This is a genomic window from Kitasatospora sp. NPDC088742 (assembly GCF_055584905.1).
The window spans coordinates 106,970-124,907 of sequence record NZ_JBVJLD010000021.1 but is presented as its reverse complement, the minus strand read 5'-3'; the positions used below and the strand labels follow the sequence as shown (position 1 = coordinate 124,907).

13 protein-coding genes are annotated in these 17,938 nt (G+C 73.3%); 4 read left to right on the top strand and 9 right to left on the bottom strand.

The window, feature by feature from the left end; all coding sequences use genetic code 11:
- Positions 1-267: 267 nt before the first annotated feature.
- The 6 genes from fxsT to pdxH form a co-directional block, all read right to left on the bottom strand.
- Complete coding sequence (gene fxsT / locus ACZ6ZR_RS18640) at positions 268-4,284, bottom strand: FxSxx-COOH system tetratricopeptide repeat protein (RefSeq protein ID WP_465643595.1); 4,017 nt, start codon at positions 4,282-4,284, stop codon at positions 268-270.
- On the bottom strand, positions 4,281-5,663 hold the full coding sequence (locus ACZ6ZR_RS18635; RefSeq protein WP_465643593.1) for a TIR-like protein FxsC: 1,383 nt from the start codon (positions 5,661-5,663) through the stop codon (positions 4,281-4,283). The genes fxsT and ACZ6ZR_RS18635 overlap by 4 nt, the downstream gene beginning before the upstream one ends.
- Before the next feature lie 107 nt (positions 5,664-5,770).
- Positions 5,771-6,535: an AAC(3) family N-acetyltransferase gene (locus tag ACZ6ZR_RS18630; protein WP_465643591.1), complete on the bottom strand. Its 765-nt coding sequence runs from the start codon at positions 6,533-6,535 to the stop codon at positions 5,771-5,773.
- Positions 6,532-8,901, bottom strand: a complete 2,370-nt coding sequence (locus ACZ6ZR_RS18625) for an FxsB family cyclophane-forming radical SAM/SPASM peptide maturase (RefSeq protein ID WP_465643589.1) — start codon at positions 8,899-8,901, stop codon at positions 6,532-6,534. Before ACZ6ZR_RS18625 ends, ACZ6ZR_RS18630 begins: the two co-directional genes overlap by 4 nt.
- A 27-nt stretch (positions 8,902-8,928) precedes the next feature.
- Positions 8,929-9,111: a hypothetical protein gene (locus tag ACZ6ZR_RS18620; protein ID WP_465643587.1), complete on the bottom strand. Its 183-nt coding sequence runs from the start codon at positions 9,109-9,111 to the stop codon at positions 8,929-8,931.
- Positions 9,112-9,292: 181 nt separating this feature from the next.
- Complete coding sequence (gene pdxH / locus ACZ6ZR_RS18615) at positions 9,293-9,916, bottom strand: pyridoxamine 5'-phosphate oxidase (RefSeq protein WP_465643605.1); 624 nt, start codon at positions 9,914-9,916, stop codon at positions 9,293-9,295.
- 405 nt (positions 9,917-10,321) lie between these two features.
- Between pdxH and ACZ6ZR_RS18610 the strand changes: the two genes are divergently transcribed.
- A complete protein-coding gene (locus ACZ6ZR_RS18610; RefSeq protein ID WP_465643585.1) occupies positions 10,322-11,422 on the top strand; it encodes a citrate synthase 2 in 1,101 nt (366 codons plus the stop codon).
- 134 nt (positions 11,423-11,556) lie between these two features.
- Complete coding sequence (gene serC, locus ACZ6ZR_RS18605) at positions 11,557-12,675, top strand: phosphoserine transaminase (RefSeq protein WP_465643583.1); 1,119 nt, start codon at positions 11,557-11,559, stop codon at positions 12,673-12,675.
- 170 nt (positions 12,676-12,845) lie between these two features.
- Here the strand turns inward: serC and ACZ6ZR_RS18600 are convergent, their stop codons facing one another.
- Positions 12,846-13,778 carry a helix-turn-helix transcriptional regulator gene (locus ACZ6ZR_RS18600; protein WP_465643603.1) on the bottom strand — a complete coding sequence of 311 codons (933 nt, stop codon included), beginning with the start codon at positions 13,776-13,778 and terminating at the stop codon, positions 12,846-12,848.
- A 118-nt stretch (positions 13,779-13,896) separates the two neighbouring features.
- On the opposite strand from ACZ6ZR_RS18600, the gene ACZ6ZR_RS18595 reads away from it, so the two are divergent.
- Positions 13,897-15,648: a glycoside hydrolase family 35 protein gene (locus ACZ6ZR_RS18595; RefSeq protein WP_465643581.1), complete on the top strand. Its 1,752-nt coding sequence runs from the start codon at positions 13,897-13,899 to the stop codon at positions 15,646-15,648.
- A gap of 142 nt (positions 15,649-15,790) precedes the next feature.
- Here the strand turns inward: ACZ6ZR_RS18595 and ACZ6ZR_RS18590 are convergent, their stop codons facing one another.
- Together ACZ6ZR_RS18590 and thpR are read right to left on the bottom strand one after the other, a co-directional pair.
- Positions 15,791-16,732: a LysR family transcriptional regulator gene (locus tag ACZ6ZR_RS18590; RefSeq protein ID WP_465643579.1), complete on the bottom strand. Its 942-nt coding sequence runs from the start codon at positions 16,730-16,732 to the stop codon at positions 15,791-15,793.
- A gap of 42 nt (positions 16,733-16,774) precedes the next feature.
- Entirely contained in the window at positions 16,775-17,365 is a 591-nt protein-coding gene (gene thpR, locus ACZ6ZR_RS18585) for an RNA 2',3'-cyclic phosphodiesterase (protein WP_465643577.1), read from the bottom strand.
- A gap of 47 nt (positions 17,366-17,412) precedes the next feature.
- Between thpR and ACZ6ZR_RS18580 the strand changes: the two genes are divergently transcribed.
- A complete protein-coding gene (locus tag ACZ6ZR_RS18580) occupies positions 17,413-17,931 on the top strand; it encodes a GNAT family N-acetyltransferase (RefSeq protein WP_465643575.1) in 519 nt (172 codons plus the stop codon).
- The last annotated feature ends 7 nt before the right edge of the window (positions 17,932-17,938 follow it).

Here is a 17,938-nt window from a genome sequence, read left to right as displayed (position 1 = left end):
GGGCCAGCCGCTCCACCACACCATCGACGAGCCGCCTGGTCACCAGTACCTGATCCATGCGGGGAGCCTATACGCGAGTGGCTGCGCCTCGGGGGCGCGAGGCTCTGCTGATGTGCGGCTCCGCCGCGGGGCGCGCAGGGGAACGGCAGCACGTGCAACTGGCTGACGTGCCCTCAGTTGCAGGTGAGCCGCCTTCCGTACTCGCGCCCACGCGGCGGAGCCGCACATCAGCAGAGCCTCGCGCCCCCAGTGGCGTAGCCACGTGCCTCAGACGGGCTGGGGTTCGAGGTCGCGGTTGATGCGCTTCCAGCCGCGGCAGGCGACGGTGTTGGGGTGCTCCTCGCCGAAGAGGCGCAGGAGTTCGGTGAGGGCGTGTTCGCGGAGTTCCGCGGCCTGGCCGGGGTTGGACTTGCGGAGGGTGACCGCCAGGTTCGACTCGCAGGCGATGGCGTCGGGGTGGCCGGGGCCGTAGCGGTTCACCAGGCCCGTGTAGGCGGCCCGTTCGAGTTCTTCGGCCTTGGCGGGCTGGCCGGCGTCGCCGTAGGCGTTGGCCAGGTTGATCATCGCGTTGAGGGTGTAGTGGTGGTCGGGCCCCAGCACGGCCCGCAGGGCGTCGACGGTGTGGCTGCCGCGGCGGATCGCGGCCTCGACGTCGCCGCTGCCGCGCAGGTAGATGCCGAGGTTGTTCTCGCAGGCCAGGGTGAAGGGGTGCTCGTCGCCGAAGAGCCGCTGGTGGCCCTCGTAGACGGCGGTGGCCAAGTCCCGCGCGGCCTCCTTGTCGCCGGAGGCGCTGTGGTCGGCGGCGAGGTTGAGGGCGCAGGCGAGCGTCTCGGCGGCCTCGGAGCCGTAGCGGTCGAGGTAGCGCTCGTAGGTCTGCATGGTGAGTTGGCGGGCCTCCCGCAGGTGGCCCTCGCGGCGCAGCGAGACCGCCAGCGACTTGGCGTTGCGCAGGTTCTCGGGGAGGTCGGGCTGGAGGACGTCGGCGAGCTCCTCGTTGACCTCCCGCAGGAGTTCGATGGAGCCCTTGTAGTCGCCGATCTCGCGCAGGTCGCGGGCGAGGTTGGACTTGCTGGAGAGGGTGTAGGGGTGGCGGGGGCCGAGGACGGCCTGGCGGCGGTCGAAGGTGTCCTGGTCGAGGTCGCGGGCGGCGGCGGAGTCGCCGACCAGGCGGTAGTCGATGGCGAGGTTGTTGGCGGCCGAGAGGGTGCGGGCGTTCTCCTCGCCGAAGAGTTCGCGGAACTGGCCGTAGGTCTCCAGGTCGAGGTCGAGCGCCTCCTGGAAGCGGCCCAGGGCGCGCAGGTCGGCGCCGAGCGAGCCGGCCGTCATCAGCGTGTAGGGGTTGTGCTCGCCGAGCAGCTGCTGCTGGCCGGCCAGGGTGCGCTCGTCGAGTGCGCGGGCGTCGGCGAAGTTGCCCTGCGAGCGCACCACGTTGGCGAGTTGGAAGTTGAGGCTGAGCACCTGGCGGCGCAGGTGGCGGGCCTCGGCCTCGTTGGCCTCGCCGGCCAGCCGGTTGGTCCAGGTCAGGTCGAGCTGTTCGGCCAGGGCGCGGGCGCGGTCGAGGTCACTGCGCTTCCAGAGGTAGCGGACGCGGTCGATCATCAGCTCGCGGGTCTCGCGCTCGTCGCAGTCCTGGGCCCGGGAGGGGGCCAGGTGCGGCCAGATCTTCTCGAAGCGGGGCCAGTTGGCGGGGTTGTCGGTGTCGCCGAGGACGGGGCGGGCGCCGACCAGGATGCGGTGCACCTCGTGCATCGCGGCCTCCCGGGAGGGGTCGTCCATCTCGGAGCGGACCACCGCCTGCACCAGCCGGTGCACCTGGAAGGAGTTGGAGCCGGCGTCGACCTTGGCCAGCGCGTACCGGCCGACGGCCTGGATCACCTTGCCGAGCATGAAGGTGTCGCTGAGGTCCTCGTCGTAGCGGACCAGGGAGCGGATCATCTGGTCGCTGTAGAAGAGGTCCATGGAGATCGGCTCGGGTGCCATGAAGGCGCAGAGCTGGAGCAGCCGCACCGCCGCGGGGGACTGTTCGCGCAGGCGGGCGATGGAGACGTTCCAGGTGGCGCCGACGGGGGTGGGGTAGTCGGCGGGGCGGCCGACGGCCAGGGCGCGGGTGGCCTCCTGGTGGAGCTGGGCGACGTAGGTGTCGACGGGAGTGCGGGTGGTGTCGAGCCAGGCGGCGGCGACCTCGACGGCCAGCGGGAGGTCGCCGACGGCCTCGGCGACCCGGTCGGCGTCGGCCCTCGACAGGCCGCGGGTGCGGCGGGTGAGGTGTTCGATGGACTCGCCCCGGGTGAAGACGTCGACGCCGAGCACGCCGGCCTGGCCGGACCAGGCCTGGTTGCGCGAGGTGACCAGGACGTGGCCGGAGCCGCCGGGGAAGAAGCGGCGGATCTCCGAGGGTTCGTCGGCGTTGTCGAAGATCAGCAGCCAGCGGGGGGTGGGGGTGCCCTTGCGCAGGGCCTCCCGGGCCGCCTCGGCGGCCTCGTTGACGGAGTCGCCGACCCGCAGGCCGAGGCGGTTGGCGAGTTCGGCCAGGGCGGTGGGGATCAGCTCGGTCTGCTCGGCGTCGATCCACCAGACCAGGTCGTAGTGGGACATGTAGCGGTGGGCGTACTCCAGGGCCAGCTGGGTCTTGCCGACACCGCCGAGGCCGTAGAGGGTCTGCGGGGTGGGCAGCACCACCATCGGGCCGCCGACCAGACTGTCCCTCAGCTCCTCCAGCACCCGGGCCCGGCCGGTGAAGGACGGGTTGCGCTGCGGCACCGACCAGTAGGCGGGCTTGGTGCCGGGGAAGCGCGGGATGACCACCTCGGGGTCGGCCTCGGTCTCGGCCCGGCCGAGGGCGCGGAGCAGGATGGCGGCGGCCTGGGTCTCGTCGCGGCCGACCAGGTCGATCGGGTTGCGGCCGCTGAACGGGGCGGTGAGGCGGACGTCGCCGACCCGGACGGGGACGATCTGACGGCGTGTCCCGGAGGGGTCGAAACCGCCCATCGAGTCCCACAGCGCCCGGGCCTGAGGGGCCCTCAGGTAGCCGGCCGAGAGCACCGCGACGGTGCGGTAGGCGGTGTCGATGCCGCGCTCGGTCTCCAGCCGGGAGTCGGCCCCGGCGCCGATGTCCCGGGGGACCACCCGGAAGCCGGCGCTCTCCAGGACGGCGGCGATCCAGTCGGCCCAGATCCGGTCCTCGGGGACGAAGGAGAGGTAGAGGTCGGCGGGGGCGGTCGGGCGGCGCCGGGTGTAGGCGTCCACCCAGTGCAGCCGGACCTCCTCGTCGATCGGCGGCAGCGAGGTGATCCGGCCCCGGGTGAGCACGGTGGTGAGCCGCTCGCAGGCGGCCAGCATCGAGGTGGGGGTGCCGGGTTGGTCGCCGAAGGTGGCCAGGATCTCCTCGTAGGCGTAGAACGGCCGGTACGGGATCTCCACCGAGCCCCAGTAGTGCGAGAGGTCCTCGTCGGCCAGCCCCTCGGGCAGCCCGGCGAAGCGCAGCCGGGCCAGCGCGCGGCCGGCGTCCGCCTTCTCCTTCTCGCCCTCGTCGATCCGCATCGGCACCGGCAGGATGCGGATGCCGCGCTCCCGGTAGCGGTCGTTGATGTGCTGGGCGATCTTGGAGGCGCCCTCGATGCTCTGGTCGCTGAGGGTGAAGCAGACCACCAGGTCGTCCGGCATCTGCACGGTGCAGATCTCGGCGATGTCGGACAGGCCGGTGCGGCTGTCGATCAGCACGTAGTCGTAGCGGCGGCTCATGTCGCGCTTGAGCGCGTCGAAGAACTGGCCGCCGTCGAAGCGGTCGTAGAAGAGGTCCCAGTCGAGCCGGCCGACCACCTCGGAGTAGTCCCGGTTCAGCTGCCCGGCGGAGAGGAAGTCCAGGCTGCCGCCGGCCGGGAAGCCGGGCCAGGAGAGCGAGAGCACGTGCGGGTGCACCCGGGCGAAGTCCCGGTGCCAGCCCGGCGGGTGCTCGATCTCGCGGAGCGCCTCCTCGCGGTAGTCGGTGATCAGGTCCATCATCCCGGTGGTGCCGGCCAGCGCGCCCTGGTCCAGGAAGGGGCGGAAGAACTTGGCCAGGCCGGGTGCCTCCAGGTCCCAGTCCACGGTGAGCACCCGGAAGCCGTTGGCGGCCAGGATCCAGGCGGTGTTGGCCAGCGCCATGGTGCGGCCGGTGCCGCCCTTGTAGGAGTAGAAGGTCACCACCCGGCCCTGGCGGTCCTCGCCGCCGGCGGGCCGGGCCTCGTCGGCCGGCGCGGCGGCCTGGCCGGGCAGTCGGAGCTTCCTGGTCGGGTTGTCGGTCATCGGTGTCCTCCCCCGAAGCGGCCCGGCAGGGGCCCCTCCTCCTCGTCGTCCGGCGGCTCGTCGTGCGGGTCGTACGAAGGTCTTCCCCGGTCCCTGGGCGGGTCCTGGTCGAAGGCCTCCCTCAGGCGGGGGCGGAAGCGGCCCGAATCCCGTTGCTGCCCGGGCGGGTTGACCTCTGCGGCGGTGCGGTCCTCGAAGGCGTACTTGGCGCGCATCACCGCGCGCGGCAGCGCCTCCTCGAAGTCGGCCAGCGAGCCCAGCTCGCCGGAGCCGTCCCGGAAGCTGGGCTTGGCCTCCCGGCGCTTGTAGCGCAGGGTACGGGCGCTCAGCTCGGTCAGCGGCTGGTCCTCGGCGACGCAGTCCGGGTCATCGGCGTTCCAGGGCTCCAGCACGCTGACCCAGGGCGGGTTGAGCTGGTCGAAGCGGGCGACCGCCTGCCGGCGCTCGTCGTCCTTGAGCGCCCAGCGGTCCAGCAGCACCAGGCCCGGCGCGTTCGGCGGGGCGCCGGAGAGCAGCTCGGCCTCGTCCTCCTCGAACTCGTGCACCGTCGGCTCGAAGCCCAACTGCCGTGCCACCCTTGCCGCGTGCTCGGCCACCGGACGGGAGGAGGCGGGCTGGTACGGGTGCCAGTCCTGCCGCCGGGTGCCGTAGTAGTCCGGATTGCGCCCCTCGGGGAGCTCGGACTGCGCGTAGGAGTAGACCGAGATCCGCAGCTGCTTGGTGCGCGGCATCGGGAAGGCGCTCGGCTGGGCGTTGAAGTCCAGCGCCCGGCCGGGCGGTATGACGGTGTTCTCGGCCACTTCGACGATCCGCCGGGCCAGCCGGAAGACGGCCAGCTCGTAGGCCTTGCGGAAGTACCCGAGCCGCATCAGCGCGTAGAGCCCCTCGTCCTCGTACTCCCGGCCGAACCCCCGGTGGTTGAACTGGAGTTGGCGGGCCACCTCGGGGAGCTGACGGTCGCTCATCGGCACCCAGAGCACCGGCACGATGCCGCTGGTGCGCTCGGAGGTCTGCCGGGCCGGGAAGACCGGGCGCTGGGTGAAGGAGTGCCACTCCTGGCCGCAGGCCAGGCTGGAGAAGTAGCGCGGCGAGTAGAGCGGGACGAAGACCCGGCAGGTGGCCAGCTCCTGGGAGAGCCGCTTGGCCCAGAGCTGGCCCTGGTGCATGGACTGGTCCATGAAGCCGGGCGGGCGGGCGGAGCGGTAGTCGGTCAGGGCCAGCACCGCCTCGCAGAGGTCCTCGTAGAGCTGGCTGACCCACTGGTTCGGATCACCGGCGCCCTTGGTCCTGGCCCGCGGCACGTGGGCGTAGCTCAGGAAGAAGTACGGTCGCTCCCGCTCCGTCCCCTCGTCCCAACCACCAGATTCCTCGTCGTACACACGCGCCTCCCCCGAGACATCCGGTGTGTTCTCTCTCCCAGGTGTGCCGTTCCCCCACAGAGGGACTTCAGTGTAGGAAGGGCTGGTTCTCCAATGGAATAGGGCCGTCAGCCGCGCAGGTGCCGGTCGGCCACCGCCACGCCGTCGGCGATGTCCATCAGGAAGCTGTCCGCCGCGCCCAGCGGGCCCCTGACCAGGCTCGGCATCCGCTCCAACGCGCCGGTCATGCCCGGGAAGTGTTCGTCCCTCAGGTGCACCGCCTCGAAGGAGGTCCAGTTCCCGTCGGGCAGGACGCAGCCGTAGGTCTGCAGCGGGGGGTCGGGTTGGAGGTACTCGGCCAGGTGCAGCGCGGTGCAGCACCAGACCGGGACGCCGATCAGCAGCGCCCTGGCCCGCCAGTCGCGCAGCTTGCCGACCGGGGAGCCCTCGCCCAGGTGGCTGGTCAGGGGGTGATCCGCCGTCAGTTCGACGGCCCGGCGGCCGAGGGCGGCGAAGGAGGTCTGCGGGTGGTGGCTGCGGACGGCGCCGGGGGCCAGCCGGACCACCTCGGAGAAGTGACCCAGGATGCGGGAGGTGGGGGTGGTGTCGGGGTTGAAGGGGGGGCGCGTGCGCCAGTAGGTCTGCTTCTGCTCCTCCGTCATGCCCAGGGTGGGGGCGAGCGCCAGCCGGGAGGTGTTGGAGTTCTCCGGGGTCGCGGTGTAGACGACCAGGGTGCCGCTCTCGCCGAGCACCGCGAGCAGCGCCTTGAGCAGCGCCTCGGGGCCGCCGTCCAGCTCGCCGAGCGAGCGGAGCGAGGACTGCACCAGCAGGGTCTCGCCCTCCTCGACGCCGAGCTCCCGCAGGCCCCGCTCCAGCTCCGCCGCCCCGGTCACCCGACGGCCGCCGCCCGCTCGGCGGCGGCCAGTTCGGCGGCCCGGCCGACCTCCACCGCGAGCCAGGGCTCCACGGTGGCCCGCATCCCGTCCGCGAACCGCAGCCCGAGCGCGGTCAGCGAGCCGGAGCCGGCCAGCGTCTCCACCGCCCGGGCGGTGTGCCCGCGCCAGGTGGCCAGCTGCACCCGGGCGTGGTCGGCCGCCTCGCTGGCCAGGCCGTCGTAGGCGCGCACCCGGGTGCCCCAGTACGCCGTCACCGCGAGGTGGGCGTAGGTGCCCTGGAGCAGGCCCTCCAGCGGGCGCGGGTCGGGCCGCCAGGGGGCGTGGTAGAGCCGGTCGTCGGCCGGGTCGTACAGCTCGTGGAAGTCCAGCACCGCGCCCAGCTTGACGTGCTGGAACTCGTGGGCGAGCAGCAGCGCCAGGGTCGGGGCGGTGGCCGGGCGGGCGATGCCGACCGCGCCGAAGGCCTGCCGGGCGGCCGCGCTGACGTCCCGTCCGTCCGGGCCGGGCCGCAGTGGGGTGACGGTGCGGAGCCCGGCAGCCAGACCGGCCGCGTACTCCGGCAGGTCCCGCCGGAGCAGCTCCCAGGACTCCCGCAACGCGCCCGTCCAGCCCAGCAGTTCGGCCTCGGCCAGCCGCTCGGCCACCGGCCACTGGTGGGCGTCCCGCTGCGGGTCGGTGTCCTCCAGGGCGAGCGCCGGACCGCCGGGCAGCTCCACCCGGCGCACCGGCTGCCAGGCGGCGCCGCCGGGGGCGTCCCAGCCGACCGTCACCCCGCGCACCGTGAAGCCCTCGGCGGTCCCGTGCAGCACCGCCTCACCCGCGCCGTCCACCCGCAGCCGGCCGAGCGTCGGCAGGTGCACCGCGCCGCCGCGCACCGGCACCGGGAGTTCGAACTCCCGCCCGGCCCGCAGCGCGGCCGCCGCCGCCAGCTCGGCCAGGCCGCCGAGGTCGGCGCCGGGCTCGCGCTCCAGGCAGCGCACCGCCCAGGCCCGGGCGTACGGGTGGGCCAGCACCGCGTCCAGCGCCTGCGGTGCGGTGCCGTCCAACTCGGCCAGCAGCGCCCAGGGTTGGGGTGCTCCGGCGGAGAGGGCGGCCAGCATCCTTCTGGTCAGGCCGAGTTGGGCGGCGGCCAGCGCGCGGACGGTGTCGGCGCTGCCGAGGCCCTCCGCCAGCTCGTCCAACTGGGCCTCGGTCAGCGGCCGTTCGGCCGGGCCGGGCTGAGCGGGGACGGTACCCACGGGGGTGATCCGGTCCCGGATGGTGGTGATCAGCTTCATCAGGTCCCCGCAGAAGACGGAGGGGTTGTCGAATCCGTGGCCGGTCCGGTAGCGGTGGGCGTACAGACCACCACCGCAGGAGCGGACCACGGGGCAGGCCCGGCACTGCTCGCTCAGCCCGGCCAGACCGGACTGACGCTCCGCCATGCCCGGGTGCGCGGCCACCTGGTCCAGGGTGTGCGCGAAGACGTCGAACCCGGTCTCGGGGGCGCCGTCGAAGGCGGTCTTCAGGCTGTCGGCCTGCTCCAGCGTGCCGTCGGTCTCCACCACCACCAGGTCGGCCGGGTCCAGGCCGAGCGACTCGGTCAGGCTGGAGCGGCCGCGCAGGGTGCGGTACACCGAGTCGAAGACCCGGACCGGCACCGGGCGGCCGTGCGCCGTCCAGCGCTCGTGGATGGCCAGCAGCCAGTCCGCGTACGGGGTCGGGCCGAGCTCCTCCGGACGCTCCGGCGGCTGGTCCCAGGTGGCGTGCGGGAGCAGGAAGTCGATCCGGGGCGGGGCGAGTTCGACCAGCGCGTCGTAGACCGCGGCCGGGTCGTTGCGCACGTCGACGGTGCAGAGCAGCCCGGCGTAGAGGTGCCGGTAGGCGGGGCGGCGGAGCAGCTCGACGGCGGCCAGCACCTTGGCGTGGCTGCTGCGGCCGTCGGCGAAGCGGCGGTGCCGGTCGTTGGCCGCGCGGTCCCCGTCCAGCGAGACGCCGACCTTGATGCCGAGCTCGTCGAAGAGCTCGCAGAACTCCTCGGTCAGCCGCACCGCGTTGGTGTGGATGCGCAGGTCCAGCACGCACTCCGGCGGCAGCGCGGCGCGCAGCAGTTCGGCCGCCCTGCGCAGCACGGCGGGGCCCGCGAGCAGCGGCTCCCCGCCGTGCAGCACCACGTGGACGGCCGTCAGCCGGTGGGCCCGGGCGTGCTCCCCGATCCGGGCCGCCGCGGCGGCCAGCACGGACTCCGAGACGGTGCGCGGCTTGCCACGCCAGCTGGTGTCGGCGTGCTCGTACACGTAGCAGTGGTCACAGGCCAGGTCACACCGGCTGTGCACCTTGAGGACGAACTGCGTGAACGGGACCTGCGGCGGGGCGGGGAGCATGACCGGGCTCCGGCTGTGCGGTGACCGTCAGATGGAGGAGTTGAAGGCCGCCACGGCGACCTGGCCGCTGTCCGCGCCGGGCAGCGCCCGGTGCAGGTCGGCGGTGAGACGGTCGGTGCCCAGGGCAGCGAGGTCGGAGAGCGAGGCCCGTGGGGCGGTCTCCTCGACCGAGTCGCGGTCAGCAGGCCGGATGGCGAGTGCGGTGACCATTGCAGTCTCGTTTCTGCGCATGAAACGCGGGGGAAGCGGGGAAACCCGCGGGGGCGGGCCCACCCGATTACCGCCAAGTGAAGCAGGAGGATACCCCTGCGCACCGCGCAAATGGCCAGAAATCCATCAGTTCCAGCGAGTTGTGACTACTGCGATTGACGTAGGGTCAGCATGCGCACCATCAGGGGCAGAGCCGCTCCACCCGCCAGCCGCCCGGCTCGGCCACGTAGCGCAGCCGGTCGTGCAGCCGGTTCTCCCGCCCCTGCCAGAACTCGACCGTCTCCGGCACCACCCGGTACCCGCCCCAGAACGGCGGCACCGGCACCCCCTCGCCCTCCGGGTAGCGCCGCTCCAGCTCGGCGTAGCGCCGCTCCAGCACCTCCCGGCTGCTCACCGGACTGGACTGCTCACTGGCCCAGGCGCCCAGCTGCGACCCGTGCGGCCTGGTGCGGAAGTAGGCCGCCGTCTCGTCCCGGCCCACCTTCTCCACCCTTCCGCTGACGATGACCTGACGGGAGATCACGATCCACGGGAAGAGCAGCGAGGCCCACGGGTTGGCGGCCAGCTCGGTGCCCTTGCGGGAGCCGTAGTTGGTGAAGAAGACGAAGCCCCGGCGGTCGTACCCCTTGAGCAGCACCGTGCGCGAGCTCGGCCGCCCCTGCCCGTCGGCGGTGGAGAGCACCATCGCGTTCGGCTCCGGCACACCCGCCTCGTCGGCCTGCTGGAACCACTCGGTGAACTGGTCCACCGGGTCGGCCGCGAGCTGCTTCTCGCCCAGCCCCTCGTGCTGGTAATGCCGGCGCATCACGCTGGGGTCCGGCGCGGGCCGGGGCTCGGCCGGGGCTCCGGCGGTCGGCTTGGTCGGAGGGGTCGGGTGACGATCCGCGGTAGGCACGGCAACATCATCCCGTACGACAAGCGTCGGCCACCGCTACGTCCCGGCAAACCCGGGTGGGAGATAAGGTGTCTCGCCACCGCTCCGCCCCTGGTCGGTCGGAGTAACCTCCGGTTCCGTCCGGAAATGCCCAGAAGGTCCGTCAGCGCCGCCGGACCCGGCAGGAGCGTCCGCTGGGAACATCACCGTGGTGGTGTCTGGCGCAATGCACTCCGTGCCTGACACTCTGACACCGAGTGCCAATCCACCAACGGTCACCGGCGCGGCCGCCCCACCATCGGCGGCCCGTCCAACGGATCACTGAAGGAGCCGTCCATGTCCGACTTCGTACCCGGGCTCGAGGGAGTCGTCGCGTTCGAGAGCGAGATCGCCGAACCCGACCGGGAGGGCGGCGCACTCCGCTACCGCGGTGTGGACATCGACGAACTGGTCGGCAGCGTCTCGTTCGGCCACGTCTGGGGCCTGCTGGTGGACGGCAAGTTCAACCCCGGCCTGCCCGCCGCCGAGCCGTTCCCGATCCCGGTCCACTCCGGTGACATCCGGGTCGACGTGCAGTCCGCGCTCGCCATGCTCGCCCCGGTCTGGGGCCTCAAGCCGCTGCTCGACATCTCCGCCGAGCAGGCCCGCGACGACCTCGCCCGGGCCGCCGTGATGGCGCTCTCCTACGTGGCCCAGTCGGCCCGCGGCCAGGGCCTGCCGATGGTCCCGCAGAGCGAGATCGACAAGGCCGAGACCGTGGTCGAGCGCTTCATGATCCGCTGGCGCGGCGAGCCGGACCCGAAGCACGTCAAGGCGATCGACGCCTACTGGACCTCGGCCGCCGAGCACGGCATGAACGCCTCCACCTTCACCGCCCGGGTGATCGCCTCCACCGGCGCCGACGTGGCGGCCGCGCTCTCCGGCGCGGTCGGCGCGATGTCCGGCCCGCTGCACGGCGGCGCCCCGTCCCGCGTGCTCGGCATGATCGAGGAGATCGAGCGCACCGGCGACGCCAAGGCCTGGGTCAAGAACGCACTGGACAAGGGCGAGCGCCTGATGGGCTTCGGCCACCGCGTCTACCGCGCCGAGGACCCGCGCGCCCGCGTGCTGCGCCGCACCGCCAAGGAGCTCGGCGCCCCGCGCTACGAGATCGCCGAGGCGCTGGAGAAGGCCGCGCTGGAGGAGCTGCACAACCGCCGCCCCGACCGCGTGCTGGCCACCAACGTGGAGTTCTGGGCCGCCATCATGCTGGACTTCGCCGAGGTCCCGGCGCACATGTTCACCTCGATGTTCACCTGCGCCCGCACGGCCGGCTGGTCCGCGCACATCCTGGAGCAGAAGCGCACCGGCCGCCTGGTCCGCCCGGCCGCCCGCTACATCGGCCCCGGCCCGCGCAGCCCGCGCGAGGTCGAGGGCTTCGAGTCGATCGCGCACTGACCCGCAGTCACTCTTTCGAGCGGGTCCGGGGGTTCCCCCCGGGCCCGTTCCGTCCTGCTCCGAGCGCCGAAGATCACATCTCAGGGGGCGGACGACGGTGTCCGGCCGGTGAACACGGGCAGTAGGCTGCGGCCGTGGCTCAGATCCAGATCCCCGCTGACATCAAGCCCGCCGACGGTCGTTTCGGCTGCGGCCCTTCGAAGGTGCGGCCCGAGGCCCTGAAGGCCCTCGCCGACACCGGTACCTCCCTGCTCGGCACCTCCCACCGGCAGGCGCCGGTGAAGAACGTGGTGAAGCGCGTCCGCGAGGGCGTCTCCTCCCTGTTCTCCCTCCCCGAGGGCTACGAGGTCGTGCTGGGCAACGGCGGCTCCACCGCCTTCTGGGACATCGCCGCCTTCGGGCTGGTGCGCGAGAAGTCCCAGCACCTCAACTTCGGTGAGTTCTCCAGCAAGTTCGCGTCCTCCGTCAAGGCCGCGCCCTGGCTGGCCGACCCCTCGGTGATCAAGACCGAGCCGGGTACCCACCCGCTCCCGGTCGCCGAGGCCGGCGTGGACGTCTACGCGCTCACCCACAACGAGACCTCCACCGGCGTGGCGATGCCGATCGCCCGCCCCACGGGCGCGGACGCGGGCTCGCTGGTGCTGGTGGACGCGACCTCGGGCGCCGGCGGCCTGCCGGTGGACATCTCCGAGACCGACGTCTACTACTTCGCGCCGCAGAAGTCCTTCGCCTCCGAAGGCGGCCTCTGGCTGGCCACCTTCTCCCCGGCCGCCCTGGAGCGCGCCGCCGAGATCGCGGCCTCCGGCCGGTACATCCCGCCGTTCTTCGACCTGCCGACCGCGATCGACAACTCCTCGAAGGACCAGACCTACAACACCCCCTCGATCGCCACCCTCTTCCTGCTGGCCGACCAGCTGGAGTGGATCAACGGTCAGGGCGGTCTGGACTGGGCGACGGCCCGCACCGCCGACTCGGCCTCGCGGCTGTACGGCTGGGCCGAGAAGTCCTCCTTCGCCAACCCCTTCGTGGCCAAGGCCGAGGAGCGCTCGCAGGTCGTCGGCACCATCGACTTCGACGAGTCGATCGACGCCGCCGCGATCGCCAAGGTGCTCCGCGCCAACGGCATCGTGGACACCGAGCCGTACCGCAAGCTGGGCCGCAACCAGTTGCGGATCGCGATGTTCCCGGCGGTCGACCCGGCCGACGTCGAGGCGCTCACCGCCTGCGTCGACTACGTGGTCGAGAACCTCTAGCCCGACAGCTGGTACGACACCGCGAAGACCCCCGGGGCCCGGCCTCGGGGGTCTTCGCGTTCTCCTGCCTCAGCGCCGCAGCAGGGCGCTGACGATCACCACGGCCAGCAGCAGCGCCAGCGCGCCGCTCACGATTCGCATTCGGGTCTTGGGGTCCACGGTCATCGAGGTTACCCGGTGGCCGGCCCGGGCCGGCCGGTGGCCCGCCCCGCCTCCGCGCCGCCCCGCTCCGGGCCGTACAGGCCGGAGAGCTCCTCGGCCAGCTCCTCCCGGCCGACCTCGCGCAGCTGCCCGTCGCCCCGGTACTGCTGGGCCCGGAAGGCCGAGGGTGCCATCCCGACCCGGCGGGTGAAGATCCGGGTGAAGTAGGCCGGGTCCTGGTAGCCGACCCGGCGGGCCACCGCCGCGACCGGCAGGCCGCTGGCCGCGAGCAGCTGCTTGGCCTCGTTCAGACGGACCGTCAGCAGGTACTCCTTGGGCCCGACCGCGCCCACCGAGCGCACCGCGCGCCGTAGTTCGGCCACCGTCAGCCCGGCCCGGCGGGCGTGCTGGGCGATCGACAGCGGCAGGCAGGCGTCCCGCCGGAGCACCTCCAGCACCGGCTCCCCGGCCACGTCCACGTCGGCCCGGTGGCGGCGCAGCTCGACCAGCAGCTGGTGCACCCCGGCCGAGCTCTCCACGTCCACCAGCGGGCCGCCCCGGCGGCAGGCTGCGGCGATCCGGGACACCACCCGCTGGGCCGGCTCGGCGGTGGTCAGCGGGGTGATCCGCAGCTGCGGCAGCAGGCCCAGCTCGGCGTAGCCGGCCAGCCCGGCGCCGGTGAAGTCCACGAATGACTCCGACCAGCCCTCGGCGTCCGGCGCGTAGTGGTGCGGCTCACCGGGGCGCAGCCAGAGCACCGCAGGGGCGGTCACCCGGTGACGGGCGCCGTCCGGGCTCTCGTACCACCCCCGGCCACTGGTGATCACCACCGTCACCCAGTGGTCCAGGGTGCGCGGCCCGACGGTGGGCAGCACCCCGCGCTGCATGCCCACCCCGAGGCAGGCCAACCCGGTCGCCACCTGGGCCGGACCGGGCGTCAGGTACCACCACCACCGCTCCACCGTCACCTCCCCGACCGCCGCCGACTCCGACTCCGACTCCGACTCGCCACCGACAGTCCAACACACCCCCGGGGTTTGTCCATGGCCCCGACCTGCCCCTTTCCGGCAGGCTGGGGGCATGCTCACCTACGACTCCACCGGTTTCCGTCTCGACGGCAGTCCGCTCCGCATCCTCTCCGGCGCGGTGCACTACTTCCGCACCCGCCCCGAGCAGTGGCCGGCCCGGCTGGCCGCGCTGCGCGCGATGGGTCTGAACACGGTCGAGACGTACGTCCCGTGGAACCTGCACGAGCCCCGCCCGGGCGAGTACCAGCGCCTGGAGGAACTGCCCGCCTTCCTGGACGAGGCGGCCCGCCAGGGCCTGTGGGCGATCGTCCGCCCCGGCCCGTACATCTGCGCCGAGTGGGACAACGGCGGGCTGCCGGGCTGGCTGACCGCCCGGGTCGGCCGCCGGGCCCGCACCTCGGACCCGGAGTACCTGGCCGCCGTGGACCGCTTCTTCGACGCCCTGCTCCCGGCGGTGGTGGAGCGTCAGACCACCCGGGGCGGGAACGTCCTGATGGTCCAGGTGGAGAACGAGTACGGCTCCTACGGCAGCGACCACGCCTACCTGCGCCACCTCGCCGACGGCCTGCTGGCCCGGGGCTTCGAGGTCCCGCTGTTCACCTCGGACGGCCCCGAGGACCACATGCTCACCGGCGGCACCCTGCCGGGCGTGCTGGCCACGGTGAACTTCGGCTCCGACCCGGAGGGCGCCTTCGAGGTGCTGCACCGGCACCGCCCCGAGGACCCGCCGTTCTGCATGGAGTACTGGAACGGCTGGTTCGACCACTGGGGCAAGCCGCACCACAGCCGGGACGCGGCCGACGCCGCCGACACCCTGCGCCGCATCCTGGCCGCCGGAGGCTCCGTCAACCTCTACATGGCGCACGGCGGCACCAACTTCGGCACCGGCGCCGGCGCCAACCTCGCCGACCCGCCGTTCAACTCCACCGACTGGACCGACTCCCCGTACCAGCCCGTCACCACCTCCTACGACTACGACGCCCCGCTGGACGAGCGCGGCGCCCCCGCCGCCAAGTACGCCCTCTTCGCCGAGGTGCTGGCCGAGTTCGCCGCCGCCCACCCCGAGCAGGCCCGCTTCCTGGGCGAGGCGCGGCCGTACTCGCTGCCGCCGGTCCTGGAGCCGCGCACGGTGCAGCTGACCGGCCGGGCGCCGATCCCGTTCGGCCCGGCCGCCGGGCACCCGGTGCCGCCGAGCTTCGAGGAGCTGGGCCTGGAGCACGGGGTGGTCCGCTACGTCTTCCGGGTACCGGCCGAGCGGCCCGAACTCCCACTCACCGTCGAGGGCTTGCACGACCGCGCGGAGCTGCGGGTGGACGGCAAGCGGGTCGCCGAGCTGCACCGCGGCGCGGCCGGCGAGCCGGTCTCGGTGCCCGGCGGGGTGGAGCTGGAGCTGCTGGTGAGCTCGCTCGGCCGGGTCAACTACGGCCCACAGACCGGGGATTCGAAGGGCATCACGGGCGGCGTGCGGCACGAGCGGCAGTACCTGCACGGCTGCGAGGTCGCAGCCTTCGACCTGCTGGCCCCGCTCCCGGAGCTCTCCTACACCGGCGAGGGCCCCTTCGCCCGGGGCACCCTCACCCTGGACGCCCCCGGCGACACCTGGCTCGCCGTCCCCGACGGCCGCCACGGCTACCTCTGGGTCAACGGCTTCCTCCTCGGCCGCTACGACGCACGCGGCCCGCAGACCGCCCTCTACTGCCCGCAGCCCCTCCTCCGGGCCGGCGCCAACGAGCTGATCCTCCTCGAACTCGGCGACGCCACCCCGGGCTCGATCGACCTCCTGGACACCCCCGCCCTGGGCTGAGACTGGGGTGCCGGCGAAGGTGGCTACACCGGGGGCGCGAGGAACTGCGCGAAGCGGAAGGCGGCACGGCACTAGATCGGGGCATCCGAGCCAGTTGCACGTGTTGCCGTTCCCCCGCGCGCAGCGCCCCTGGCGTAGCCGCTCACGCGCGGCGGGCCCGCCAGGCGGCGTAGGACGGGCTGCGGCCGGCCGCTTCGCCGTGGGCCCGGCGGGCATACGCCGTCACCTCGGCGGCGGCGTCCGCCTCCGGTGACCCCGGGTGCCAGCCGAGCAGATGACGCCAGATCAGCGGATCACCCGTCAGCGGCACGGTCACCACCCCGGCGGTGGGCGGGAAGGTGGCCCGGGCCAGGCCCACCGCCCGGCCGACCTGCACCAGGTGCACGCAGGAGGCGGTGTCGGTCTCGTACATCGCCGCCGGGGTGAAGCCGGCCCGGCTGCAGGCCGCCGCGAAGCAGTCCGCGAAGCAGCCCTCCCCCGGGACCACCGCCCACTGCTCGGCCGCCAGCTCCTCCAGCCCCAACTCCCGCCGCCCGGCCAGCGGATGGGCCTCGCCCAGCATCACGAACACCGGATCGGTACCCACCTCCCGCCAGGCCAGCCGCTCCGCCCCCGCCGGGCGGCTCTGCCCGCACACCCCGACCAGCGCGAAGTCCAGCCGCCCGCTGGCCACCTGGCCGGTCAGCTCCTGGGTCGACCAGGAGGCCGCGGTGTTCACCGCCGCCCCGGGGTGCTCCGCCACCAGCCGGTCCACCAGCGCCCCGAGCAGCGGCCCGTGCGTCGCCCCCACCCGGAACCGGCGGCGGCCACCGTGCGCATTGGCGAACCGGACCGCCTCCTCCTGCAGCTCCCGCGCCGCCGGCAGCAGCACCCTGGCCCGGTCCAGCACCAACTCACCGAGCGGGGTCGGCCGTACCCCACTGCGGCCACGGTCGAACAACGCACCGCCCAACAGGCGCTCAATCCGCTGGAGTTGGGTGCTCAGCGCGGGCTGCGCCAACCCCAGCGAGACCGAGGCCTTGGTCAGACTGCCCGCCTCGGCGATGGCCCGGACGGTCCGCAGGTGACGCAGCTCCAACTCCATCAGACGAACGTAGGGCGCAGACGGTTTCTCCACAAGAGATGGTTACCGGCTCCAGTTGGCCAGATCCCACCGGTGCAGCACCGAGTAGCGGGCCGGGGCGAAGTCCAACTCGCTTCGCATCAGGCAGAGTTCGTTGGCCTCCCAGTCGGAGCCGCGGAAGTCGTCCAGGACAGCGGCGAGGGCCTGGAGGTCGGCGGCGTCGGTGCGGCGGGCCGCCCGGGGACGGCCGTGCGAGGAGCCGGCCCGGGCCAGGGTCAGATGCGGGTGGAACCCGAACTGGTCGCTCTCGCCCGCCAGTTGGCCCACCGCCTCCCTGACCCCCTCGGCCAGCCGCCGCAGCGCCCAGACCTCCCCGTCCACACCCGCCCACAGCACCCGGTCCCCGAAGCAGCCGCCGCCCGCCAACCGGAGCCGGTGGACCCCGTGCTGCTGCGCCACCCGGGCCAGCGCCTCCTCCAGCGGCGGCACCTCGGTGACCGGCACCTCCCCCAGGAACGCGAGGGTCAGGTGCCACCCCTCCTCCCCGCTCCAGCGCAACCGCTCCGCCCCGGCCGCCTCCCGCAACGGGGCTGCCGCATCGACCAGTTCCTGCACCGCGACCACCGGCGGGTTCACCGCCACGAAGAGCCTCATGCCTCCATGATCCCCGCCCCGGCGGGGCCTCTGGTAGAACGGCGGCCATGGAGATACGTACCGGAACCGCCTCCGATGCCCCCGCGATCGTCGCCCTGCTCGACCGGACCATGGCCTGGCTGGTCGGCCAGGGCAGGACCGGGCAGTGGGGGGACCAGCCGTGGAGTGCGCGGCCGGAGCTGGTGGAGCGGATCCACCGGTACCTCACCACCATGCACGCCCGGGTGGCGGTCGCCGAGCACGGCGGACTGCTGGGGATCTGCGTACTGAACGAGGCGGGGCCGGAGTACGCGCAGCCCGCCCCCGGGCCGGAGCTGTACCTGCGGTTCCTGGCGACCGAGCGGGCTGCGAGCGGCCGCGGCGTCGGTGCCGCACTGGTCGCGGACGCCCTCGCCGAGACCGGGCGGCGCGGGCTGCCGACCCTGCGGGTGGACTGCTTCGGCGGCGACGACCGGCAGTTGGTGGGCCAGTACCTCAAGCTCGGGTTCACCCCGTGCGGGACCTTCGAGGTCGACCGCCCCGACGGCAGCACGTGGCCCGGCCAGTTCCTGGAGATCAGGCTCTGACCGGGCC

Coding starts and splice junctions, on each gene's coding strand:
- pdxH (WP_465643605.1), bottom strand. CDS start 9,916: ATGCGCCGGCATTACCAGCACGAGGGGCTGGGCGAGAAGCAGCTCGCG.
- fxsT (WP_465643595.1), bottom strand. CDS start 4,284: ATGACCGACAACCCGACCAGGAAGCTCCGACTGCCCGGCCAGGCCGCC.
- thpR (WP_465643577.1), bottom strand. CDS start 17,365: ATGAGGCTCTTCGTGGCGGTGAACCCGCCGGTGGTCGCGGTGCAGGAA.
- ACZ6ZR_RS18580 (WP_465643575.1), top strand. CDS start 17,413: ATGGAGATACGTACCGGAACCGCCTCCGATGCCCCCGCGATCGTCGCC.
- ACZ6ZR_RS18620 (WP_465643587.1), bottom strand. CDS start 9,111: ATGGTCACCGCACTCGCCATCCGGCCTGCTGACCGCGACTCGGTCGAG.
- ACZ6ZR_RS18610 (WP_465643585.1), top strand. CDS start 10,322: ATGTCCGACTTCGTACCCGGGCTCGAGGGAGTCGTCGCGTTCGAGAGC.
- ACZ6ZR_RS18595 (WP_465643581.1), top strand. CDS start 13,897: ATGCTCACCTACGACTCCACCGGTTTCCGTCTCGACGGCAGTCCGCTC.
- ACZ6ZR_RS18590 (WP_465643579.1), bottom strand. CDS start 16,732: ATGGAGTTGGAGCTGCGTCACCTGCGGACCGTCCGGGCCATCGCCGAG.
- ACZ6ZR_RS18625 (WP_465643589.1), bottom strand. CDS start 8,901: ATGCTCCCCGCCCCGCCGCAGGTCCCGTTCACGCAGTTCGTCCTCAAG.